The organism is Enterococcus sp. 10F3_DIV0382 (genome assembly GCF_002140245.1).
In the GTDB taxonomy this organism is placed as follows: domain Bacteria; phylum Bacillota; class Bacilli; order Lactobacillales; family Enterococcaceae; genus Enterococcus_B; species Enterococcus_B lactis.
Window position 1 is genome coordinate 1768065 of sequence record NZ_NGMF01000001.1, and the last position, 22843, is coordinate 1790907.

Annotated in this window: 23 protein-coding genes; 5 read left to right on the top strand and 18 right to left on the bottom strand. The window is 38.9% G+C overall.

Annotated elements, in window-relative coordinates; all coding sequences use genetic code 11:
* Positions 1 to 25 precede the first annotated feature (25 nt).
* Positions 26 to 1339, bottom strand: coding sequence for a GTPase ObgE (gene obgE, locus A5849_RS08905; protein WP_002313807.1), 1314 nt, complete (start codon positions 1337 to 1339; stop codon positions 26 to 28).
* A gap of 288 nt (positions 1340 to 1627) precedes the next feature.
* Here obgE and gap point away from each other — a divergent pair, with 288 nt between their 5' ends.
* Positions 1628 to 2638, top strand: coding sequence for a type I glyceraldehyde-3-phosphate dehydrogenase (gene gap / locus A5849_RS08910; protein WP_002309387.1), 1011 nt, complete (start codon positions 1628 to 1630; stop codon positions 2636 to 2638).
* A gap of 85 nt (positions 2639 to 2723) precedes the next feature.
* Here the strand turns inward: gap and A5849_RS08915 are convergent, their stop codons facing one another.
* Positions 2724 to 3659, bottom strand: a complete 936-nt coding sequence (locus A5849_RS08915) for an alpha/beta hydrolase (RefSeq protein WP_002309389.1) — start codon at positions 3657 to 3659, stop codon at positions 2724 to 2726.
* 162 nt (positions 3660 to 3821) lie between these two features.
* Positions 3822 to 4916, bottom strand: coding sequence for a DUF871 domain-containing protein (locus A5849_RS08920; RefSeq protein ID WP_002309391.1), 1095 nt, complete (start codon positions 4914 to 4916; stop codon positions 3822 to 3824).
* Between the two features lie 188 nt (positions 4917 to 5104).
* On the opposite strand from A5849_RS08920, the gene A5849_RS08925 reads away from it, so the two are divergent.
* A complete protein-coding gene (locus A5849_RS08925) occupies positions 5105 to 5857 on the top strand; it encodes a peptidylprolyl isomerase (protein ID WP_002313811.1) in 753 nt (250 codons plus the stop codon).
* A 125-nt stretch (positions 5858 to 5982) separates the two neighbouring features.
* Here A5849_RS08925 and fabZ read toward each other — a convergent pair whose 3' ends face one another.
* Entirely contained in the window at positions 5983 to 6423 is a 441-nt protein-coding gene (gene fabZ / locus A5849_RS08930) for a 3-hydroxyacyl-ACP dehydratase FabZ (protein ID WP_002309395.1), read from the bottom strand.
* A 175-nt stretch (positions 6424 to 6598) separates the two neighbouring features.
* Here fabZ and fabI point away from each other — a divergent pair, with 175 nt between their 5' ends.
* A complete protein-coding gene (gene fabI / locus A5849_RS08935; RefSeq protein ID WP_086310051.1) occupies positions 6599 to 7354 on the top strand; it encodes an enoyl-ACP reductase FabI in 756 nt (251 codons plus the stop codon).
* Between the two features lie 110 nt (positions 7355 to 7464).
* Here fabI and A5849_RS08940 read toward each other — a convergent pair whose 3' ends face one another.
* Positions 7465 to 8517: a branched-chain amino acid aminotransferase gene (locus A5849_RS08940; protein ID WP_002316226.1), complete on the bottom strand. Its 1053-nt coding sequence runs from the start codon at positions 8515 to 8517 to the stop codon at positions 7465 to 7467.
* A gap of 125 nt (positions 8518 to 8642) precedes the next feature.
* On the opposite strand from A5849_RS08940, the gene A5849_RS08950 reads away from it, so the two are divergent.
* Positions 8643 to 9563, top strand: a complete 921-nt coding sequence (locus A5849_RS08950; RefSeq protein ID WP_002345079.1) for a mechanosensitive ion channel family protein — start codon at positions 8643 to 8645, stop codon at positions 9561 to 9563.
* Positions 9564 to 9842: 279 nt separating this feature from the next.
* Here A5849_RS08950 and cbpB read toward each other — a convergent pair whose 3' ends face one another.
* The 8 genes from cbpB to A5849_RS08990 form a co-directional block, all read right to left on the bottom strand.
* Positions 9843 to 10343 (bottom strand): cyclic-di-AMP-binding protein CbpB, encoded by a 501-nt coding sequence (gene cbpB / locus A5849_RS08955; RefSeq protein WP_002309404.1) that lies wholly within the window; start codon positions 10341 to 10343, stop codon positions 9843 to 9845.
* Positions 10344 to 10449: 106 nt separating this feature from the next.
* Complete coding sequence (locus tag A5849_RS08960) at positions 10450 to 10968, bottom strand: metallophosphoesterase (RefSeq protein ID WP_002309405.1); 519 nt, start codon at positions 10966 to 10968, stop codon at positions 10450 to 10452.
* A complete protein-coding gene (gene rph / locus A5849_RS08965) occupies positions 10969 to 12324 on the bottom strand; it encodes a ribonuclease PH (RefSeq protein WP_002309406.1) in 1356 nt (451 codons plus the stop codon). It lies immediately after the preceding gene.
* On the bottom strand, positions 12314 to 13147 hold the full coding sequence (gene racE, locus A5849_RS08970; protein WP_002316225.1) for a glutamate racemase: 834 nt from the start codon (positions 13145 to 13147) through the stop codon (positions 12314 to 12316). The genes rph and racE overlap by 11 nt, the downstream gene beginning before the upstream one ends.
* A gap of 160 nt (positions 13148 to 13307) precedes the next feature.
* Positions 13308 to 13964, bottom strand: coding sequence for an amino acid ABC transporter permease (locus A5849_RS08975; RefSeq protein ID WP_002309409.1), 657 nt, complete (start codon positions 13962 to 13964; stop codon positions 13308 to 13310).
* Positions 13965 to 13979: 15 nt separating this feature from the next.
* Complete coding sequence (locus tag A5849_RS08980; RefSeq protein ID WP_086310052.1) at positions 13980 to 14627, bottom strand: amino acid ABC transporter permease; 648 nt, start codon at positions 14625 to 14627, stop codon at positions 13980 to 13982.
* A gap of 12 nt (positions 14628 to 14639) precedes the next feature.
* Positions 14640 to 15455 carry a transporter substrate-binding domain-containing protein gene (locus A5849_RS08985; protein WP_002309411.1) on the bottom strand — a complete coding sequence of 272 codons (816 nt, stop codon included), beginning with the start codon at positions 15453 to 15455 and terminating at the stop codon, positions 14640 to 14642.
* Between the two features lie 13 nt (positions 15456 to 15468).
* Complete coding sequence (locus A5849_RS08990; protein WP_002309413.1) at positions 15469 to 16206, bottom strand: amino acid ABC transporter ATP-binding protein; 738 nt, start codon at positions 16204 to 16206, stop codon at positions 15469 to 15471.
* A 253-nt stretch (positions 16207 to 16459) separates the two neighbouring features.
* On the opposite strand from A5849_RS08990, the gene trpS reads away from it, so the two are divergent.
* Positions 16460 to 17470, top strand: a complete 1011-nt coding sequence (trpS, locus tag A5849_RS08995; RefSeq protein ID WP_002309414.1) for a tryptophan--tRNA ligase — start codon at positions 16460 to 16462, stop codon at positions 17468 to 17470.
* Positions 17471 to 17634: 164 nt separating this feature from the next.
* Here trpS and A5849_RS14965 read toward each other — a convergent pair whose 3' ends face one another.
* The 5 genes from A5849_RS14965 to A5849_RS09010 form a co-directional block, all read right to left on the bottom strand.
* A complete protein-coding gene (locus A5849_RS14965; RefSeq protein ID WP_002309415.1) occupies positions 17635 to 17808 on the bottom strand; it encodes a hypothetical protein in 174 nt (57 codons plus the stop codon).
* A gap of 270 nt (positions 17809 to 18078) precedes the next feature.
* Positions 18079 to 18213: a hypothetical protein gene (locus tag A5849_RS15220; RefSeq protein ID WP_002292952.1), complete on the bottom strand. Its 135-nt coding sequence runs from the start codon at positions 18211 to 18213 to the stop codon at positions 18079 to 18081.
* A 500-nt stretch (positions 18214 to 18713) separates the two neighbouring features.
* Entirely contained in the window at positions 18714 to 21134 is a 2421-nt protein-coding gene (gene pheT, locus A5849_RS09000; RefSeq protein ID WP_002309416.1) for a phenylalanine--tRNA ligase subunit beta, read from the bottom strand.
* Positions 21135 to 21138: 4 nt separating this feature from the next.
* Positions 21139 to 22182 (bottom strand): phenylalanine--tRNA ligase subunit alpha, encoded by a 1044-nt coding sequence (gene pheS, locus A5849_RS09005; protein ID WP_002292949.1) that lies wholly within the window; start codon positions 22180 to 22182, stop codon positions 21139 to 21141.
* Between the two features lie 310 nt (positions 22183 to 22492).
* On the bottom strand, positions 22493 to 22834 hold the full coding sequence (locus tag A5849_RS09010; protein WP_002292948.1) for a helix-turn-helix domain-containing protein: 342 nt from the start codon (positions 22832 to 22834) through the stop codon (positions 22493 to 22495).
* Between the last annotated feature and the right edge of the window lie 9 nt (positions 22835 to 22843).

Sequence of the window (22843 nt, forward strand, 5' to 3'; positions counted from 1 at the left end):
TTGGTATTTGTTTTTATTTGTTTGCCTATTCGACAAATTCAAATTCAAATTCACCGATACGGACAAGGTCGCCATCTTTCGCCCCACGTGCTCGAAGTGCCTCATCCACACCCATACCACGTAATTGACGAGCAAAACGCATTACCGTTTCATCATGATCGAAATTCGTCATTTGGAATAATTTTTCGATCTTCTCACCGGATAAGATCCACGTTGCATCTGAATCACGATTGATCTGGAACTCAGGACCTTCTGGATTGAATCCATAGTGTACAGTTTCTTCTTCCAGTTCTTCCTCGTACAATGGGAATTCTGGCGTTACTTCTAACAAGTCTGCTGTAGCATTCAATAACGCATCCAATCCTTGTCGAGTCACTCCAGAAATTGGAAATACTGGGATATCATCAGCGAATTCGTCTTCTTTTTCCTTGTTCAGCTGTTCTTTGAATTTCACTAGGTTTTCCTGTGCATCCGGCATATCCATTTTGTTAGCCACGATGATTTGCGGACGCTCTAACAAGCGTAAGTTGTAAGTAGATAATTCTTTGTTGATGGCAAGATAGTCTTCGTAAGGATCTCGTCCTTCCATCCCACTCATATCGATCACATGTAAAATAACTCGCGTTCTTTCGATATGACGAAGGAATTGTGTACCTAGCCCAACACCTTGCGAAGCTCCTTCAATCAACCCTGGCAAGTCTGCTGCGGCAAAACTTCTGCCATCACTTGTAGTAACCATTCCCAAGTTAGGGACTAGTGTCGTGAAATGATAAGCGCCGATCTTTGGACGAGCAGATGAAATCACAGATAGCAAAGTCGATTTTCCAACAGATGGAAAGCCTACAAGCCCAACGTCTGCCAATACTTTCAATTCCAGTTCGATTTTTCGTTCTTGTCCTGGTTCCCCGTTTTCAGCAATTTCCGGTGCAGGGTTCCGAGGAGAGGCAAACCGAATATTTCCTCGTCCGCCACGTCCCCCTTTCGCCACAACTAGTGTTTGACCATTTTCAATTAAGTCTCCTAAAAGAGCACCAGTCTCTGCATCTCGGACAGTGGTTCCTTGCGGTACTTTCACATAGGTATCTTCTGAACCACGGCCGTGCATCCCTTTACTCATTCCATTTTCACCTGGCTGCGCTTTGAAATGGCGATTAAAACGAAAGTCCATCAATGTACGCAAACCTTCATCGACGACCAAGATGACATCACCGCCACGACCACCGTCTCCACCAGCCGGTCCGCCGTCAGGAACGTATTTTTCGCGACGAAATGCAACCATTCCGTCTCCGCCCTTGCCAGCTTTCACATCGATCGTTACTTGATCTAAAAACATGGACATAATTAAGTCCTCCTATTATTCAATTTATTTATTTGACTGCCTGAATTTCCACAATAAACAAAAGTCTTCCTTATTTTATCGGTGAAATCTGTTTTTGTCTATCATTTCAGCAAAAAGATTGATTGCCTTCTTCTTTTTTTATTATTTGGTAAGGTTTCCAACCATTTTTCTGCTATCGAGTATAATTTTTTGACAAAATATGCTTTGCGTAGCAGAATAACAGTGTATTAATTGTATTAATTGAGGATGCCGTTTCATAGCACCCCTAATAAAGGAGGAACTTTTGATATGACAGTAAAAGTAGGTATTAACGGATTTGGGCGTATCGGCCGTCTGGCTTTCCGCCGCATCAAAGAAGTATCAGATGATATTGAAGTAGTAGCAATCAACGACTTAACAAGTCCAACTATGTTGGCACAATTATTGCAATTTGACTCTACTCACGGTACTTATCCTGGCACAGTTACTGCAACAGAAGACTCAATCGTAGTGGATGGCGAAGCAACGCGTGTTTATGCAGAACCCGACGCAAGCAAAATCCCTTGGGTAAAAGAAAACGGTGTAGATATCGTACTAGAATGTACTGGTTTTTATACATCTGAAGAAAAAGCAAAAGCACATTTAGATGCTGGTGTCAAACGAGTAGTTATTTCTGCCCCAGCTGGTGCAATGAAAACCATCGTCTATAACGTCAATGATGATACATTAGATGAAAACGACCGAATCATCTCAGCAGGTTCATGTACAACAAACTGTTTAGCACCTATGGCTTATTTCTTGAATAATGAATTTGGGATCGAAGTTGGTACAATGACAACAGTCCATGCCTACACTTCAACCCAAATGCTGTTAGATGGACCAGTAAGAGGCGGTAATTTACGTGCTGCTCGTTCAGCTGCTGACAACACTATTCCACATTCTACTGGTGCTGCAAAAGCAATCGGCTTAGTTATCCCTGAGTTACAAGGAAAATTACAAGGACATGCGCAACGTGTTCCAGTCGTTGATGGTTCATTAACTGAATTAGTTTCAGTATTGAAAACCAAAGTAACTGCTGATCAAGTAAATGAAGCAATCAAAAAACACACAGTTGACAATCCTTCATTTGGGTATGATGACCGTCAAATCGTTTCTAGCGATGTCATTGGCACAACTCAAGGTTCGATCTTTGACCCAACCCAAACAGAAGTAACAACTGCTGGCGATTTCCAACTTGTCAAAACTGTTGCATGGTATGACAATGAGTACGGATTCACTTGCCAAATGATTCGCTTACTAGAAAAATTCGCTAACTTGTAATTTAATAAATCAAACAATAAAACAAGCCTTTGACTGGGTCTAGTCAAAGGCTTGTTTCTTTTTATCCTTTTGCATTTAAACTAGTTCAATGAACATATTGGCTTAAAAACTGTTGGACTACTTGCTGATACTTTTCAGGATCTGTCTTGTATGCTTCCGCATGCTCGGCTCCTTTTACAACATACTTTTCTTTTGGTCCCTTCGTTGCACGATAGACCTTATCCAACATTTCAAATGGTACAAATGTGTCTGCGTCTCCATGTATAAATAGCATTGGACGCTGGTTTTTCTTCAATTGATCCACTGCACTTGCCTCACCGAAAAAGTAGCCGGCACGGACTTTTGTCACTAGACTCGTTACTTGCATAAGCGGAAATGCTGGAAGACTAAACATATCGTCTAGCTGATACGCAAGCTCATCATGGACAGAAGAATAACCGCAATCTTCAATAATTGCTTTTACGTTATTTGGTAATTTTTCTCCGCTAGTCATCATGACAGTTGCTGCCCCCATGCTGACACCATACAGAACGATTTCTTGCGAGTTTCCATTTTCTTCTAACACTTTGTTGATCCACTGCACATAGTCTTTACGCTCTGGCCATCCAAATCCAATATAATCCCCTTCGCTTTTTCCATGCCCTCTTGCATCAGGAACAAGGACATTGTAGCCCATATCATGGAACATCTTTGCATAATTGGTCATCGTTTCAGCATCTCCCATGTAGCCATGAGCAACTAGAGCTGTTTTTTCACTTTTCGTTTCAGCAGGAAGATAAATCGCTGATAATTTCAGACCGTCTTTCGAAGTGATTGTCCAATTGCTTCGGTTCTCTTTTGAACTAAACCACTTATGTGCCTCCGTTTCTTTGGATGTCTGTGTTGTACCTGGTGTATCTTCATCTAAAAAGTCTTTCTCAGACGGCACGACAGCATAATTATAAAAATAATTCCCTGCAAACAATAGCGCAACGATTAGAACTAGGGCAACGCCTAGAAGGATTTTCATCCAAAGTTTCATAAATTATCCATCTCATTTCTCTTTTTTCATCTAACCTTGAATTAGTATAATCAAAGAATCTCTACTATGCAATGTTCATTTTTATAACCTATAAAAAAACAAAATAAAAAAGCAGAAATAACTGGCTATTTCTAGCGGATTATTTCTGCAGCAACTCATTATCTATTTTTTATTTTCAATTAATTTAAAGCTTGACCAAGGTTTCAAAAAGTCAAGGAGGAACAGTTCGTCATCAGAAATTCTTCCTACAACATTGACCCGTCCGTCATTTTTCATGTCCTTCAAGGCGATTTGTGTTTCTCCCTTATATTGACCATACCCATCATTATCAATCAGCACATCACCATGATGCATATCTCGCGTATTATGAGGTGGAAAATCTTTTTCTTTATAATATACACGAGTCATCGTCGAACGAAGGATATACTCTGAGCGATCTCCTCGATAACTGTGGAGGTTGTCAAATAAGCAGATTCGTTCGTTTTCTGTAATCCCTTCTTCCGTATCTACTTTCAATGTTGGATAATCTGCATTAAAAGCTTCTGCCATTTCTTTCAATTCTTCTTCGCTTGCATACGCATTTCCAATAGAAATATCATCAATCAGCCCTGTAAGGATCAAATGCTTCACTTGTGTAGCAATCTCAAGGTCTCGGTGGTCTTCTAGTGTGCACAAGCCATCTTGTGTAGGCCAAGGGCCAAACTCAGCGGATTGCGAATTGACGAACGCCATCGTATTCAAATTATATTTTCTAAATTTTTCTGAACAAAAAACAAAATGGTCGTAGCCTAAACCAGAATATCGATGAGGATAAAAATTATGAGAACCTAATAAATTATCCGTGTTTGGCGAATAACTCATGATGTTGTCAACATAATTCGTGCCCGAACTCATATTGATCTCGATTTTGATACCGAAAGGATTACGCGTCATTTTTGCTTCTTCTGCTCCGGTGAACCCGATATCTAAGCGAACTCCATAGGCACCCATCTTATGGAAAAAAGATAAGTCATCGTAAGAAATCTCCAACTGTTCAAATAACGCTGGATTGATATCCACCATTACTTCCATGCCTAGGCTATTCGCATAATCAACTACTTCTTTAAATTCTGAAAGAACTTTTTCTTTGTCGTCGTTGATTTGCAGTAAACTGGTAAAAACCCGTTTATACCCATACTTATGAGCTAAATCCAAGTACGCTTTGTCCTTTTCAAATGTTGATCGTTCTGGATAAATCGAGATTCCTAATTTTCCCATATTACCATTTCCTCCTGCATCTTTTCGTTTTTGTATCCACTTACATTATAGCAAAGACAAGACAAATGGTCTACACCTTTTCTTTTTCTTTTAAAATAAATGATAAATTCCAATAATTTAAGTAGGTATTTCTCCTCTATTTTGTTATCATTAAAGATAACAAAATAGTAAATTGGAAAGGAATAGTTATGAAGAAAAATAAAGTTATTTTAAGTATTAGTTTAGCTGCAGCATTATTGTTTGCTGGTTGTTCCGCAAACAGTACGACTTCTCCTAGTTCATCCGCTGAAAGTTCAAAGAGTACATCCACTGCGGAAAGTACAACTGCCAGTAGTGTCGATTTGAATGCATTGGAATTGCCACAATTGACGAAAGATGTAGCTGAAAATGAAGATTTGGTCGAAATGGTGACAAATAAAGGCACAATCAAAATCAAATTATTCCCTGAATATGCACCTAAAGCAGTTGAAAACTTTATGACACACGCAAAAGATGGTTACTATAATGGCTTGACTTTTCACCGCGTCATCAAAGATTTCATGATCCAAGGCGGCGATCCTAAAGGCGATGGCACTGGAGGCGAAAGCATTTGGGGAGAAGGATTTGAGACAGAGATTAACAACCACCTTTACAATATAAGAGGTGCGTTATCTATGGCTCGCTCACAAGATCCTAATAGTAACGGCAGCCAGTTCTTTATCGTTCAAAATTCAGATGACATGCATGATGGTCTTTTAAAAGATGATTACCCTCAAGCGATTATCGATGCTTATAAAAACGGCGGTTATCCTTCCCTTGATGGTCAGTACACTGTCTTCGGTCAAGTGATTGAAGGAATGGATGTCGTGGATGCTATTGCAAATGTCGAAACAGATAGTTCAGACAAACCAAAAGAAGAAGTAAAAATTGATAAAATCAATATACTGCAAGAAGCAAAATAAACAGAACATAAAAATAACGTCTGAATCTAGCAAATATGACAAAATGTGCTAGATTCAGACGTCTTCTTTTTACATAAAAAAGCAGGTAAGCATCCTTCTATTTTTCTATAACAACTTTTTTATGATCAAGCATTTTGGTTGACGATGAACGTGAATTCACACTCACAGACTTTTTTATCATCTACATATGCTGCAGATAACGCTGTACCGACTGACCCCTTCATTTTGGTGATTTCAAAATGACATTTCAGTACATCTCCTGGAACAACTTTTTGACGGAATTTGGCCTTATTGATTCCACCTATATAAGCTCGTTTTCCTAGGAACTCTTCTGATTTTAGGATAAGAATCGAACCTGCTTGTGCCAGTGTTTCTAGGATCAACGCACCCGGCATCACTGGATTGTCAGGAAAGTGACCTTGGAAAAAATCTTCATTGATCGTTACATTTTTTGTCGCCACGATCTTTTTTCCTGGTTCTAATGTATCTACATAATCAATATAACAAATAGGATAACGATTAGGGATCAAGTCCATTACTTCAGTAGCAGATAATACGTAAGACATAACTAAACTCCTTCTTTCAGGCAATTGCCATTTTCATTACTTTGACTATCAAAGTATCATATTCCTAAATATTTAGCAATCTTTTTTTAATTTAAGAAATCAAGAAGTTATTTTAGCTATTATTTTCTATTTTTTACGACTATCAAATTTTTATCAGAAACAAAGGAGAGTCATTATGTCATTTCTAGAAGGAAAAAAAATCGTCATCATGGGCGTCGCTAACAAAAAAAGCATTGCTTGGGGGTGCGCTGAAGCAATGTTGAAACAAGGGGCAGAGATTATCTATACTTACCAAAATGAACGAATGAAAAAATCATTAGTCAAATTGGTCGGCGAAGAAGCATTCACTGTAGAATGTGATGTTTCTAGCGACGAAAGCATCGAAAAAGCAATGAATGCCATCGGTGAATATGCTGGAGAGATCCACGGCCTTGTCCATGCAGTTGCTTACGCCAACAAAGAAGAATTGTCTGGAAATGTGTCTGATATTTCCAGAGACGGCTATCAATTAGCTCAAGATATCAGTAGCTACTCTTTGATTGCTGTATCAAAATACGCACAACCGTTTCTTGCACCAAATAGCGGAATCGTTAGCATGACTTATCTAGGTTCAGAGCGCGCAATCCCGAATTATAACATGATGGGTATCGCGAAAGCTTCTCTTGAAGCAGCTATCCGTTATTTGGCAGCTGAATTTTCACCTAAAGGCATCCGAGTCAATGGTATTTCAGCTGGAGCAATCAAAACATTAGCTGTTACAGGGGTTAAAGACTATCAAAAACTGATCCAGTTATCTGAATCTCGTACGCCTGATCAGCAAGGTGTAACGATCAAAGAAGTCGGTAATGTTTGTGCTTTCTTGATTAGTCCTCTTTCCAGCGGAATCATCGGTGATATTATCTACGTTGACAAAGGTGTCCATCTTTCATAACCCTTTTGTTGCATTCTTTAAAGTAAAACATATAAAAATCAGGAAAAAACTTTTTAAAGTCTCTTCCTGATTTTTTCTTTTTTACGTTTTTTCAACTTATTACTTTGAAATTATTCCACGACTTCAATCCAGCCTTCTGGTGCTTCTATGTCCCCGAATTGAATACCTGTCAATTCATCATACAACCGCTTGGTTACTGGTCCTACTTCCGTTTCGCTATAAAATACATGCAGGTTGTTATTGTGATAAATCCCGCCGATTGGAGAAATAACAGCCGCTGTACCACATGCACCAGCTTCTGCAAATTGATCTAGATCATCAATGAAAATATCTCCTTCTATTGCTTGAAGTCCTAGTCGTTCTTCAGCTAATTGCAGCAAAGAATATTTCGTGATACTTGGTAAGATAGATGGCGATTGCGGGGTGATGAATTTTCCGTCTTTCGTAATCCCAAAGAAATTTGCTGCCCCTACTTCTTCGATTTTCGTGTGTGTGGCTGGATCAAGATAAACACAATCTGAGTAATCCAGTTCTTTTGCTTCTGTTCCTGGAAGTAAACTTGCTGCGTAATTTCCGCCGACTTTTGCTGCGCCAGTTCCCTTAGGAGCAGCACGATCGTAATCAGATACAATAAAGTTCGTTGGTTTTAGCCCACCTTTGAAATACGCTCCTACTGGCGTACAGAAGACGACAAATAAGTATTCTGGAGCAGGATGGACACCGATGTTTTCACCGACCCCAATCAGTAAAGGACGCAAGTATAATGTAGCGCCTGTTCCATACGGAGGCACGAAAGCTTCATTTGCTTTTACCACTTGCTTAACAGCATCAACGAACATTTTTTCAGGGACCATCGGCATCAGCAAGCGTCTAGCACTTTGATTCATCCGACGACTATTTTGTTCAGGTCGAAAGAGATTGACCTTCCCGTCTTTTCGACGATAAGCTTTTAGACCTTCAAAACATTGCTGACCATAATGAAGCGCTGGAGAGCCTTCATGAATCGTCAGGTAATTATCTTCTGTCAATTCCCCTTCTTCCCATTGTCCGTCTTTCCATTTGGCAATGAAACGCCAAGGAGTTTTGATATAAGAAAATCCTAAATTATTCCAATCGATTTGCATATATTTACCACCTTCGTTATTTTCTCCACATTTTATCATTATCCATATTGTTTGTCATTTTATTTTCAGCTTTTTTCCTTCATTATAGTTATTTTTGCTATTTCCTTTTTTGAAAACTTCTTGGTACAATACAGAAAGAATCAAATTTTAGAAAAGAGGATTTTATGTTTTCATTATTAGCAACTGCCGGTACGACAGACTCTTCTGGCGAGACATTGACAGATCAAGCTGTCAGCAAAGTAAATGCGTTTCAGCGGTTTTGGGACGGGATTGATTGGGACGCTATTTTGGCTGCCTTTATCCAAAAAAGTTTATATCTGGTTTTTTTGATCATCCTTTTTTGGATTCTTCACCGTGTGGGAAAATATCTGATTGATAAGTCTTTTAATCAGTATTCTAAAAAAGCCATTCTAAACGAGAGCCGCTTAAAGACTTTACATAGTCTTTTAAATACTATTTTTCATTATACCCTTGGTTTCTTCTTTATCTATGCAATTTTATCTGCTATCGGTGTACCGATCGGATCACTTTTGGCTGGTGCCGGAATTGCAGGTGTGGCGATCGGTCTTGGTGCCCAAGGGTTCATGAGTGATGTTATTACCGGATTTTTTATTATCATGGAACAACAGATGGATGTTGGAGACTACATCAAGTTATCAAACTTAACGATTGAAGGAACCGTCGTATCTGTTGGTATCCGTACCCTTCAGCTAAAAGCAACGGATGGTACTGTCCATTTCATCCCGAATCGAAACATCACCACGATCAGCAATCTTTCTCGTGCAAATATGCAAGTACTTTTAGATATCCGGATCGTTCCTGAAGAAGGATATGACAAAATCTATGAGATCATTGATCGAGTAAATCATACATTAGCTGAAAAATACCAAGAAGAGCTTCAAACTGAACCTTCCATATTTGGTTTAGTGGATCTTGGTAATAGTAATTTTGCTATTCGTACGGTCTGCTACGCATTGAACGGAAAACAATATGCCTTAAAAGAAGAGTTTTTGAGCTCCTATGTCAAAGAATTGACAGCTTCTGGGTTCACGATTCCGAACAGTCCAATTGCTGTCGGAAAATAATTTGGTCAAACGATGCAACGGATCTCACTAAAAAGAGCGTGGGACAAAAGTAAAGAACACTTTTGTCCCACGCTCTAAACACGTATAAACGGCGGAAGTAGAAGTAAATCCTTCGGAAATAAGCTGAAATTCACAAAAATTCGAAAAGTAATTTTCGTGAATTCCTTTTTATTTCTTGGAGTTAAACGCTTCTGTCCCAGCCTCTTTTTCAAGATAAAGTCAAAACTGGTACGCTTTTGTTTCTACTTATTTTTTGATTATCTTTCAGTTTCTCGTTCTTTAGCTCACAATATCGATTTGTTCTTTTAATTCTTCGATTTTTGGAGACAATATATTGCGACGTTCTAATTCATGCACCATGAAGTTTACGGCTTTAAGCAGCTCTTTCCTTGTGATGATTCCTTTGAAAACCCGTTCTTCTGTGACAACCGGTAAAAAAGGCGAATCAACTAACAAATGGAGTACTTCTTCTAGTTCCCAATTTTCATCAATCGTCGGAACATCCGTTTCTGTTACATCAGCAACTGTTAGTCCTTCTAAGGGATCCATGCTGATTGTTTGCAAGTCAATCATTTTATTGACCACATCTGATAAACTTACTAGTCCTACAAAGTGATCATCTTTTCCTAATACAGGAATTTTGGAATAACCGACCTTCGATAAGACAAGTAAACCATGGGATAATGGATGATGATACATAACATTTGCCACATTTTCTGCAGGAATCAAAAACGTTTCCTGATTTTCCAGCAGCATTTCTCTTACTATAGGTCCAATCATCTGATGGCCTCCATTTCTATTTCATTCAACACTACTATTTTACCGAAACCGGATGCAAAATTCACAAAATAAAGCTTATTTTTATTAAAAATTAGAGTTTTTTTATTCAGCGCTCTCTCGAAAAAGAAAAGGCCAACTCTTCAACTGCCTGATGGGCACGGTTATAGTATTGAACAGAAATTTGGTCATCTAAACTTTCAATAAGAGCATATGATGGGATTTGGATCGGGCCTCTAGGTTGAGAAATGCTTCCAGGATTCAAAAATAGGATTTTCTGATCCATCTCACAGCCTATTTGATGGGTATGACCAAAAAACACCATATCGGCATTTGCAGCTCGAGCTTCGATTGCTAACTGTGTCAAACCAAATCGGACATTCGATAAATGACCATGAGTCATGAATACTGTATCCTGACCAGTTTGGATCACTTTTTTCTGTTCGAATCCTGGTCCATAATCACAATTACCTTGAACCACTTGGAATGTATCCCATAATGGGTCAGAAGCTTCTAATTCCGAATCACCACAATGGAAAAAGATATCCACTTCAGAACGATAGCGATCTACTAAGTCAACGAGGATATCTCTGTCCCCATGATTATCACTTACTACTAAATACCGCATCTATCTCTCTCCTTCCAGCCATTGTTTCCACTCGGCACTCAATTTTTTCATTGCTTGAGCCCGATGACTGATCTTGTTTTTTTCTTCGCTCGATAATTCTGCTGCTGTTTGTTTCTTACCTTCTGGGATAAATAAAGGATCATACCCAAAGCCGTTTTCGCCAGATGGTATACGGGCTACTCGACCGGGCCATTCCGCTTCTACTACAAGGCTATCTTTTTTTGGTGCCGCGAATACTAGTGTACAATGGAATTGTGCTGTTCTTTTTTCATCTGGTACATCTGTCAATTCATATAATAATTTGGCGTTATTCCCCGCATCACTTTTTTGTTCCCCTGCAAAACGTGCAGAATAGATTCCTGGCATACCGCCTAATGCATCCACTTTCAAACCTGAATCATCTGCTAAGACTGGTTGATCAAGTAATTGTGCAATCGTTTCTGCTTTTAATCGGGCATTTTCTTCAAATGTGCTGCCAGTTTCTTCTACATCTGGCAATTCAGGATAGTCAAGTAATGTTTTTACATGATATCCCGCTTCTTTGAACATATTTCGAAACTCTTCTGCTTTTCCTGGATTTCTTGTCGCAATGATGATTGTTTTTGTTTCTTCTATCCGCTCATTATCTTGAGCAAATTCTGTTAGCAAAGCATGTTTTTGCTCTTTGATCAAATCTTCAATCGCGTTTTTTCCAAAAAAGAGCATTTCATTCAACTGTTCTCCATCAAACGTTGCTTCTTCTCCAGTTCCTTGAATCTCCACGAATTTTCCTGATTCTGTCATCACGAGATTCATATCTACAAGTGCTGCGGAATCTTCTTGATAGTCCAAATCTGTCACGCAAGTCCCATCCGGCAAGATCCCTACGCTAACTGCAGCAAGATGCTCTTTAATTGGATCTTCTGACAATTCCTTTTCTCTTAAAAGCTTTTCAATTGCTAGTCTCAACGCGACGAATGCCCCAGTGATGCTAGCTGTTCTAGTTCCGCCATCCGCTTGGATCACATCGCAGTCTATGATGATACTACGCTCTCCCAGCTTTTCCAAGTCTATTACTGCACGCAAGGAGCGACCAATAAGACGCTGGATTTCCATTGTTCTACCAGAAAGTTTCCCTTTGCTGCTTTCTCTACGATTTCTCGTACTCGTTGCTCGAGGTAGCATACTGTATTCAGCAGTTACCCACCCTGTTCCTGTTTCTCTCAAAAAGGGCGGTACAGAATCCTCTACTGTTGCAGAACAAATAACTGTTGTATCACCAAAACGGATCACAACCGATCCCTCTGGATATTTGAAAACATTTGTTTGAAGCTCCAGTTTACGAAGCTCTTGGGCTTTTCTCCCGTCATGACGCATCCTTATTTCCTCCTAATTCAATATGATCTACATTTAGGTGTCCGATTCCAAGCCAGTCTTCGGCTATTTCTTGGAAAAGTTTAGCAGATCCTGTTGTATAAAACTGACATAATGTCCGTCCATTTTGCGGTGAATTGCTCAAATTGAAATAATCGAGTAGCATAGATACTTCACCTACTGTTTCTGCTCCAGAATCGATCAGTTGAACATTTTCACCCACTACATTTTGAATGATGGGGCGTAATAATGGATAATGGGTGCATCCCAAAATCAATGTATCGATTTTTTTAGTCGTTAACGGAGCTAATGTTTCTGCCACGATTTTTTTTGCCACAGATGAATGGTATTCATTACTTTCGACAACTGAAACAAATTTGGGACAAGCAAGACTTGTCACAGTCAATTCTGGCACTTTCTCTTTCAATGCTTTTTCATAAGCTTGACTTTTTACCGTACCAATCGTACCGATAATGCCAACTTGTTTATTTTGTGTTTTTTTTACTGCCGCTCTTGTACCGGGAAGGATCACACCGATGACTGGAATAGAAAGAGCAGCTTTGATTTCTTCTAAAGCAACCGCAGTTGCGGTATTGCAAGCAATCACTAGCATCTTGATTCCTTGCTCCACCAGATAATCCGTCATTTCCCAAGTATACTGGATTACCTGTTCCGCGGGTCTAGGGCCATATGGGCAGCGTGCTGTGTCTCCTACAAATAAAATATTTTCATTCGGTAATTGTTTCAGGGCTTCTTTTACTACAGTCAAGCCGCCGACACCTGAATCAATAAATCCGATAGGGCGATTATCTGTCAATCGTATCATCCTTTTTTTCAATAAATTCTATCCTCCCTATTGTGTACTTTTTAGCCTGAATTTTCAAGTGCTCTCACTTGCTTAAAACAATCAAACTCTCTTTTTTCGAATGGAAAGAGGAAAAGCGGTTGTGACTTTAGTCTGCCACAACCGCTAAAAGAATCATCTATTAATAACTGTACCGTCTCTTTTCCAAGTAACCGGAAAGCAGAGAAAGCGCGTAACACACCACGAAATACATAAGTGTCATGATGATGAACATCGGAAGCACATAATTGGTATTCTGTCCATAAATAATACGTGCTTGATGAGAAAGTTCAGGTAAAGAAATGATTACTGCTAATGAAGTATCTTTGATCAGTGAAATCAATTGGCTCACAATTGCCGGAATCATTGATTTGAATGCTTGCGGCAAGACGATCGTCCGCATCGTTTCTACATAAGTCAGTCCTGTTGACAATCCTGCCTCCATCTGCCCTTTCGGAACAGCATTAAGTCCTGCTCGGAAAATCTCCGACAGCATAGCTGATTCAAAGATCGTCAATGCTGCAACAGCGGACCAGAAGATGTTCATCTGAATACCAATCTGAGGCAAGGCAAAATAAGTGAAGAAAATGATCAATAATAATGGAAGATTTCGTATGATATCGATCACAATACCAAGGATTTTGGACAAGAAAGGGATGTTCGCAAAACGAATCACACCTGCCAGACCACCAATCAAGAAACTGAAAATGATCGAAAACAATGAAACTTCAACAGTAACCTTTAATCCTTCCAATAAAAAACGGACATTCATCCATGAAAAAGCGCCGCTAAAATCCATGTATTTCCCCTCCTTCTATGAACGAACCGCCCATTTTTTCTCAAGATAAACCATTAAGTAAGATAACGGCAGCGTGATAACTAAGTAAAATAACCCAACGATGATATACGTATCGAAGGTATTGAATGTTTCACTGGCGATCAAGTCTCCTTGATACATCAAATCCAAACCAGCTACGATTGCTAAAATAGACGAGTTTTTCACAAGATTAATAAATTGGTTGCCTAATGGCGGAATAACGATTTTGAATGCTTGCGGCAAAACAATATAACGCATAATTTCTGAATAGGTAAATCCAGAAGACAATCCTGCTTCTGTTTGGCCTTTTGGTACGGTTTGAATCCCTGAACGTACCGTTTCAGCAATAAAAGCGGATGTATAGATAGTCAATCCAATCGTCCCAGCTTGAAATCCGTCTAGATTAAACCAATAAATCGGTACGACAACATAAAAAAACATCACGATAATCAATAATGGAATGTTTCTAAAAAATTCTACATATGCCTTTGCTAAGGTACTCACTACTTTATTCTTTGATAATTGGAAGATTGCCATCAACGTTCCGATAATCAAACTAAACACAAGTGCTAAGACACTCGAAAACAATGTGATATTGAACCCGTCGACAAAGATTGGTCCATAAGTCTGTATCAATTCGCTCATTGCCTCTCCCCCTTACTCTACTTTTCCTTCAGTTTCATTTGGAAACCATTTTTGATAGATTTTATCGTATGTGCCATCTGCATGCATTTCCTCTAGCGCCTGGTTAACAGCTTTCAAGAAGTTTTCTTGTCCTTTGTTGATTGCAATTCCATAAGGTTCATTAGTAAACGTTCCGCCGACTAATTCGTACTCTGGATTTTCATCTGCAATCCCTAACAAGATCGCATTATCCGTAGTCATCGCATCTCCCTGGCCAGATTGTAAGGCAGTAAATGCTTCTGCATAATTTTCCAATTCCAGAATGTTTGCATCTGGTGCATGCTGTCGGATATTCGCAGCCGACGTAGAACCTTTGACTGCTAGAACTGTTGTAGAAGCATTCAAATCATCTACACTTTTAATTTGGCTTCCCTTCTTTACCAACAAAGCTTGGCCAGCATCGAAATAGACATCTGAAAAATCGACTTGTTTTTTTCGTTCATCTGTGATCGTCATCGTCGCAATGATTGCATCGATGTTTCCGTTTTTCAATAACGGGATCCGCGTTTTAGAAGTGACTTCAACAAATTCCGCTTTTCCATTTTCACCAAGGATCTTTTCAGTGATAGCTTTTGCAATATCTACATCAAACCCTTGTACGGTTCTGCTCTCAATATCCATCATTCCAAATAATCGAGTATCATATTTGACACCCCAGATGATTTCATTGGTAGATTTGCTTCGCTCTAAAATATCTTCATTTGCCAACCCATTTCCTTTACATCCGGCTAGTGCAAGAAAAGCAATGCCTAAAAGGAAAATCAGGCGTATCTTTTTAAACCTGCGCATCTTTTTCCTCCTATCAATGATTGATAACTTTACTGATAAATTGTTGTGCTCGGACTTCATTTGGATTTTCGAAAAAGTCTCTCACATTTCTGCTATCTTCCAATACTTCTCCGTCAGCCATGAAGATGACACGATCCGCAACTTCTTTGGCAAAGCCCATTTCATGCGTCACGACAATCATTGACATACCATCATGCGCCAATTTTTTCATGACGTCCAATACATCACCAATCATTTCCGGATCCAAAGCAGAAGTAGGTTCATCAAACAGGAGCATCTCAGGATTCATCGCTAAACCTCTTGCGATTGCCACCCGTTGCTGTTGTCCACCGGATAACATGGAAGGATAAGAATCTTTCTTATCTAACATATTGACAGTTTTCAGAAATTTCTCCGCGTTTTTGATTGCAGTTGCCTGGTCTTGCTTTAACACTTTGATTGGTGCTAATGTAATATTTTCCAGAACGGTTTTATTAGGATACAAATTGAAATGCTGGAAAACCATGCCGATATTCTTTCGGACTTCTGTCAATTTTGTCCTTTTATCATGCAAGTCAGCATCATTAATTAGTAGCTTGCCTGAAGAAATCGTCTCTAATCCATTGATACAGCGAAGCATCGTGCTCTTTCCTGAACCAGAAGGACCAATGACAACGACAACTTCTCCTTTCTCGAATTCGAGATTGATATTTTTTAATGCGTGGAACTTGCCATAATATTTATCCACGTGATCAAATTTAATCATTGCCATAGAATTACACTCCCATTATTATTTAGTAAGATTTCTTTTAAAGATGTATAATAAAATACATTATATCTGATAGTTTAGTAATTTGTAAAGTTTCTTAGAACGTTTATTCTCCCATAAATATTTCTTTCATTTCTAATCTATTAGTTATTTTATCCTCTTTCCTTGTTTTTTCCTTAGGAACTGTTGTTTCTTGTCAGGAAAAACGGTAAGATATTAAGTGCTCAGACTTACAAATCGTAAAGAGGTGTCTTTTTTGAAAAATATTATTTTAACGGGAGATCGACCAACTGGGAAGCTGCATTTAGGGCATTACGTCGGTTCTCTAAAAACCCGAGTGGCTATGCAAGCAGATGAAGACAACCAACTGTTTGTCATGATTGCTGACATGCAAGCACTGACCGATAATGCTAAAAATCCTGAGAAGGTTTCATCCAATGTCTTGCAAGTTGCTTTAGACTATTTAGCCGTGGGATTAGATCCTGCAAAATCTACTTTATTTATCCAATCACAAATTCCGGAATTAGCTGAGTTAACCATGTATTATTTGAACTTGGTCAGCGTAGGACGCGTTCGTCGCAATCCGACTGTCAAAACAGAAATCGAACAAAAGAAATTCGGTGAAAGCGTGCCTACAGGATTTTTTATCTATCCTGTTTCTCAAGCAGCAGATATCACTGCATTCAAAGCGAATCTCGTTCCTGTTGGCGAGGATCAAAAACCAATGCTAGAGCAGACACAGGAAATTGTACAAAGCTTCAATCATACATATGGTGAAGTCTTGGTGGAACCAAAAGGCGTATTCCCACCAAAAGGAATGGGTAGATTACCTGGAATCGATGGAAATGGCAAAATGAGTAAATCGTTAGGAAACGGTATTTATATCTCCGATCCTGCCGATGTCTTAAAGAAAAAAGTCATGAGTATGTATACTGATCCAAACCACATCCATGTACAAGACCCTGGACAAGTAGAAGGGAATATGGTCTTCACCTACTTGGATGTATTCGGAACAGATAAAGAAGCAATTGAAGAAATGAAAGCTCATTACCGCCGCGGCGGACTTGGTGATGTAAAGATCAAACGATACCTCATTGATGTATTGGAAGCTGAATTTGCACCGATCCGCGCGCGCCGAGAAGAATTGGAAAAAGATCCTTCAGCTGTTATGGAAATCTTACGTAAAGGTAGTGAAGAAGCTGCTAAAGTAGCTGCACAAACACTTTCTGAAGTAAAATCAGCAATGGGGATCAATTACTTCCATTAATACACCGGTGAATCCATCTTAGTGACATCATTACCAAACTCAAAAAACCGAACAATAGTTGAGTAGCTGCTTACTTGCATGCGTACGCTCTCTATCGTTCGGTTTTTTGATGTTCAAAATCAGAATCAGAGACTTTCACTTTAGTTGAAATAATTGGCCAGTTCTTAGTCCGTGACGACTTGTTTGTCGATCACTTGAGTGGTTTCTTCAAGAAGTGTCGTATACTGCTTTTCACAGTTGATCAGTTTTTTCAATGCATCTTCGTATTCATTGATCGGCTGAGTGGCGACCACAGCTTCAGTGACATTCCCTTTTTCAAGTGCGGATATTTTGTTCAACTGTCGTCAAAGAAGGGCCAAAAGCTGTGTCCCCCTCGTTTTTATTGGTAGTTTTTTATAGATTTTCTACTATTTCTTTTCTTACTAAATAGTTCCTTTATTCTCCATATTTAATGAAGTGTTTAAGATATTTATATAAGGTAAACAAAGAATATACTATCGCTATTACAATTACTAGAATGATTAAAAATCTAGTTTGAATATCAAAAAACATTAAAATATAAACGATTAGTAAAAAGCCTCCTACAAAAAAAGCAATAGATGAAGCTCCTAATGCACCTTTTTTTGAACTTCAATCGGTTTATCTTTAAAAGTATTCCCAGCAACTATTCCATACCATTTGCCTCTTCTAAGTTGAATACCAACGATTATTAATAAAAGACCAAGAACAACTAACATGAACACCACTACCACCTCCTTTAATCTCTGAAGTAGCCATGTGCAAAACGTCTGAAATTCAATTAATGATACACTAAGAAAAAATGGTTGGGATTACCACCTCGGTCATTTTTCCATATTCAGCAGATTAAATGTCATGATTTCTTATCCAATAAACCTCTTATTAGTATATAGCCAAAACTGTTCTTTGAAAATTAGCGATAAAAATAATGATTTTCCTGTTCATTTAAAATCTAATTACTTGTGTAATAAAACTCTCCCTTTTCAATTTCATCTTCTCTTTTTTTCATACTTACATAGCCGTGTTATTGATAGTCTTTCACTGTGAATACGACGGCTCGATAACTACCTATTTTTCTGATTTTAGAAATTTATGGAATCTACCTGAAAAATAAAAAAGAGCAGAACCGAAGATGGATCTGCTCAAGTATCTACTCTATATAAAGTGTTTTTAAAAAAACATTTTCAAAAGCATGGACGACTGATAACTATTTTGCTTCTAACTTTTAACGAATACTTGCTCCAAGCGTTTCTGTCAAAGCTTTTGTTACCTTATCCATTGCTTTATTGATTTCTTCATCTGTCAATGTTGCTTCAGGATTGACGAATGTCAGGCTATAAGCCATGGATTTATGTCCTTTTTCGATGTTTTCTCCTTGATAGACATCAAATAATTGGATATCTGTTAAAAATCTTCCGGCAGCAGAATCGATAACTTCTGTTAATTCCTGATTTGTCACAGTTTCTTTTACAAGCAAAGCGATATCCCGGCTGACTGCTGGGAATTTTGTCACTGCTTCAAAAACGATTCCTTTTTGAGCAGCTTCCACTACAGCAGATAAATCAAACTCAGCTACATATGTTTCTGGAATATCATAACTTTTGGCAATTGTCGGATGCACTTGACCGACAAAACCGATAAATTGTTCGCCAAGGTAAATCGCAGCAGTTCTTCCAGGATGCATTTCTTTTATTTCTGTCACTGTTTGATAATGGATATCTTCATGGATACCTAGTTGTTCAAATAAGTTTTCTAAAAGACCTTTGATGGTGAAAAAGTCTACGTTTTGTGCTTTCGTCTGCCAATCTTTTTCTTCCCAAACACCAGAAATAGCGATTGCTGCATGTTTTACTTCTTGTGGCAGATGTGCGCGCGGATCATTTTCTTGGAAGAATACCCGACCGATTTCATATAAAGCAATCTCTGTATTTTTTCGAGCAGTGTTATAACTGATATCATCTAATAGTCCGCTGATCAAATTCATTCGTAATACAGAACGTTCTTCGCTCATTGGCCAGTCCAAACGTGTAATATTACTTTCTTTTATAACAAACTGTCTTGATTTTTCTTCTGTTGTCAATGCATAACTGATTGCTTCGCTCAATCCGCTTCCTTCAAAGATTGTACGAATTTTACGAGTAGTTTCTTGTTCTTTTGACAAGCTTCCAGCAACCGTTTCTCCACTTGGAAGTGTGGATGGCAACTGGTCGTATCCATAAATACGAGCAACTTCTTCGATAATGTCTGCTTCGATTTGGATATCCCAGCGTCTTGGTGGTACGACTACGGAATAAACATGATCCTTTTCTTCATAGCCAAATCCAAGTGCTTCAAAAATCTCATTTACTTCTTTAACGACAAGAGATGTTCCTAAATATTGATTGATGCGTTCAAGTGAAATCTTCACTGATACGTCTTCTGCTTTAATCTCTGAACCTTTGACCGCGCCTTGTAGAACTTCCCCACCTGCAAGAGAAACGATCATTGCTGCAGCAACCTCACTGGCTTCTCCAACAGTTGCATGGTTGATCCCTTTTTCAAAGCGTGCAGAAGATTCGCTACGCAAATTAAATTGTTTTGCTGTACGACGGATCGAAATTGGATCAAACAAAGCAGATTCCAGTGCCACTGTTGTTGTTTCATTCGTGATCTCTGAATCTAATCCACCCATGACACCAGCTAAAGCAACTGGTTCTTTGCCATTAGTGATGACAAGATTGTCAGTTGTCAATTTCCGAGATTCTCCATCTAACGTGACTAATGTCTCATTTTCTTTTGCATGTCGGACAAGGATCTCGTTTGATTTCAATTTGTCGTAGTCAAATGCATGTAGTGGTTGTCCGAATAAAAGCAAAATATAGTTCGTCACATCTACTACATTGTTGATTGGGCGGATGCCTTCATTCATCAAAAGATTTTGCAGCCATTGAGGACTTGGTTGGATTCTTACTCCTTCAATGATGCGGATTTGATAGGCAGGAACGACTTCTTTATCTTCAACTGTCACTTGGATCTTATCGCTAGCAAGTTGTGATGATTCTACTAATTTCTCGTCATCGAATGTAGGCGTCTGACGATAGATTGCTCCAACTTCATAAGCTACGCCACGCATTGACAATGCATCTGCACGATTTGGTGTGATAGACAATTCAATGATCGAATCATCCATATCTAAATAAGAAAAAACTGGATCGCCATTTACAGCTTCTTGTGGCATATAATAGATACCTTCAGCGTATTCTTTCGGTATAACACTGTCTGAATAGCCAATTTCTTGTAACGAGCAAATCATGCCATTTGATACTTGACCACGCATTTTCCCTTTTTTGATCTTCACATTTCCAGCAATCCGTGAGTTAGGAAGCGCAACAATCACTTTGATTCCGACCTTCACATTAGGCGCTCCACAAACGATTTGAGACAGTTCGTCTTCGCCAATATCGACTTGACAAATAGAAAGGTGATCGGAATCTGGATGTGGTACACATTCCTTGACTTCACCGACAACGATTTTTTTCAAGCCTTCTTCTGGAACCGTGATTCCCTCGACTTCGATTCCTGTTACAGACATTTTATCCGCTAATTCTTTTGGTGTTACATTCGATAAATCCAAATAACGATTAAGCCATTTATATGAAACTAACATCTTCTTACTCCCCCTTGAACTGACTTAAGAAACGTAAGTCATTTTGATAGAAATTACGGATATCATTCACTCCATACCGCAACATAGCTACGCGGTCTGGTCCAAGGCCGAAAGCAAAGCCTGAATATTCTTCTGGATCGATTCCTGACATCTTCAACACATTCGGGTGCACCATGCCAGCTCCTAAAATCTCGATCCATCCAGTGTATTTACATACGTTACAACCGGCACCACCACATTTGAAACAACTGACATCTACTTCTACTGATGGCTCCGTAAATGGGAAATAACTTGGACGCAAACGGATTTCACGATCTTCCCCAAACATTTTTTTCATTACGACTTCTAATGTTCCTTTAAGATCGCCCATCGTGATGTTTTTATCAACAACTAGCCCTTCAATTTGATGGAACTGATGGCTGTGGGTCGCATCATCTGTATCTCTGCGGAAAACTTTTCCAGGCGAGATCATTCGTAGAGCACCCTTAGAGAAATCATGCTTTTCCATTGTCCGTGCTTGGACTGGTGAAGTATGTGTCCGAATCAATATCTCGTCTGAAATATAGAAAGTATCTTGCATGTCCCTTGCCGGATGGTCTTTTGGCAGGTTCATCCGTTCGAAATTGTAATGGTCAGACTCTACTTCGTAACCTTCCACGATCTGATACCCCATACCTACAAAAATATCTTCAATTTCTTCCATGATTTGTGTCACGATATGACGTGTACCATGCTTTACTTTTCTACCAGGCAATGTCACGTCTACTGTTTCTTTTGCCAAAGCCGCATTTAACGCTTCTTCTTCTAACACTTGTTTTTTTCGCTCTATTTCTTCTGTCAAAAGGTCTCGGATCTCATTTGCGAAACTTCCGACTTTTGGACGTTCTTCTGGACTTAGATCTTTCATCCCACGCAATACTTCTGTGATCGGTCCTTTTTTTCCTAACGTTTCAACACGTATTTGATTTAATTCTTTTAAATCTTGTGCCGCCGTGATTTTGACGATTGTTTCTTCTTTCAAGCTCTCTAATTGTGCTTGTAAAGACATGTGCTTGTTCCTCCTTTAAATTCCAAATACAAAACAAAAAGACCTCATTCCTGTTAAGGAACGAGGTCTTCGCGTTACCATCCTAATTTGCGATAAATAAACTTACATCGCACTCTTACTTCGTTAACGACAGTTGCCGGTCTGATAATGATCAGACGAACTCGGAAAGTGAACTTCATTTTTCAAACACAGGACCTGTTTTCAGTCTGTGACAGATCTCCCTGAACTGGTTTAGCCAAACTACTCTTTTTCGTCATCGTTCTTTTACTTATTCGTATGGACTATAGTTTACAAGATTTTTTTTACAAAATCAACCGCATTCTTCCTCTGTGACCCATTTTTCGCTCCAAACTTGTATTTGACGCATTGCTTTTTGCAAGTCTGCTCCTTTTTCAGTCAAGAGATATTCTGAACGGCTTTTTTCACTACAGGCAATGTTTCGAGTGACTATTCCTTCTTTTTCCAATTCCTTCAAGCGTTCGACCAATACCCGATCACTAACCATCGGGATTTTTGCCGCAAGCTCGACAAAGCGTTGCGGACCATTTTCGAGTAGTACATCGATAATCAATCCGTTCCATTTTTTTCCTAAAATAGAGAACGTTTTTTCAAATTTAGGACACAAAACGAATTCTGTCTGTGTTAGCTCCATCATACTCAC

Coding starts and splice junctions, on each gene's coding strand:
- obgE (WP_002313807.1), bottom strand. CDS start 1,339: ATGTCCATGTTTTTAGATCAAGTAACGATCGATGTGAAAGCTGGCAAG.
- gap (WP_002309387.1), top strand. CDS start 1,628: ATGACAGTAAAAGTAGGTATTAACGGATTTGGGCGTATCGGCCGTCTG.
- A5849_RS08915 (WP_002309389.1), bottom strand. CDS start 3,659: ATGAAACTTTGGATGAAAATCCTTCTAGGCGTTGCCCTAGTTCTAATC.
- A5849_RS08920 (WP_002309391.1), bottom strand. CDS start 4,916: ATGGGAAAATTAGGAATCTCGATTTATCCAGAACGATCAACATTTGAA.
- A5849_RS08925 (WP_002313811.1), top strand. CDS start 5,105: ATGAAGAAAAATAAAGTTATTTTAAGTATTAGTTTAGCTGCAGCATTA.
- fabZ (WP_002309395.1), bottom strand. CDS start 6,423: ATGTCTTACGTATTATCTGCTACTGAAGTAATGGACTTGATCCCTAAT.
- fabI (WP_086310051.1), top strand. CDS start 6,599: ATGTCATTTCTAGAAGGAAAAAAAATCGTCATCATGGGCGTCGCTAAC.
- A5849_RS08940 (WP_002316226.1), bottom strand. CDS start 8,517: ATGATAAAATGTGGAGAAAATAACGAAGGTGGTAAATATATGCAAATC.
- A5849_RS08950 (WP_002345079.1), top strand. CDS start 8,643: ATGTTTTCATTATTAGCAACTGCCGGTACGACAGACTCTTCTGGCGAG.
- cbpB (WP_002309404.1), bottom strand. CDS start 10,343: ATGATTGGACCTATAGTAAGAGAAATGCTGCTGGAAAATCAGGAAACG.
- A5849_RS08960 (WP_002309405.1), bottom strand. CDS start 10,968: ATGCGGTATTTAGTAGTAAGTGATAATCATGGGGACAGAGATATCCTC.
- rph (WP_002309406.1), bottom strand. CDS start 12,324: ATGCGTCATGACGGGAGAAAAGCCCAAGAGCTTCGTAAACTGGAGCTT.
- racE (WP_002316225.1), bottom strand. CDS start 13,147: ATGATACGATTGACAGATAATCGCCCTATCGGATTTATTGATTCAGGT.
- A5849_RS08975 (WP_002309409.1), bottom strand. CDS start 13,964: ATGGATTTTAGCGGCGCTTTTTCATGGATGAATGTCCGTTTTTTATTG.
- A5849_RS08980 (WP_086310052.1), bottom strand. CDS start 14,627: ATGAGCGAATTGATACAGACTTATGGACCAATCTTTGTCGACGGGTTC.
- A5849_RS08985 (WP_002309411.1), bottom strand. CDS start 15,455: ATGCGCAGGTTTAAAAAGATACGCCTGATTTTCCTTTTAGGCATTGCT.
- A5849_RS08990 (WP_002309413.1), bottom strand. CDS start 16,206: ATGGCAATGATTAAATTTGATCACGTGGATAAATATTATGGCAAGTTC.
- pheT (WP_002309416.1), bottom strand. CDS start 21,134: ATGTTAGTTTCATATAAATGGCTTAATCGTTATTTGGATTTATCGAAT.
- pheS (WP_002292949.1), bottom strand. CDS start 22,182: ATGTCTTTACAAGCACAATTAGAGAGCTTGAAAGAAGAAACAATCGTC.
- A5849_RS09010 (WP_002292948.1), bottom strand. CDS start 22,834: ATGGAGCTAACACAGACAGAATTCGTTTTGTGTCCTAAATTTGAAAAA.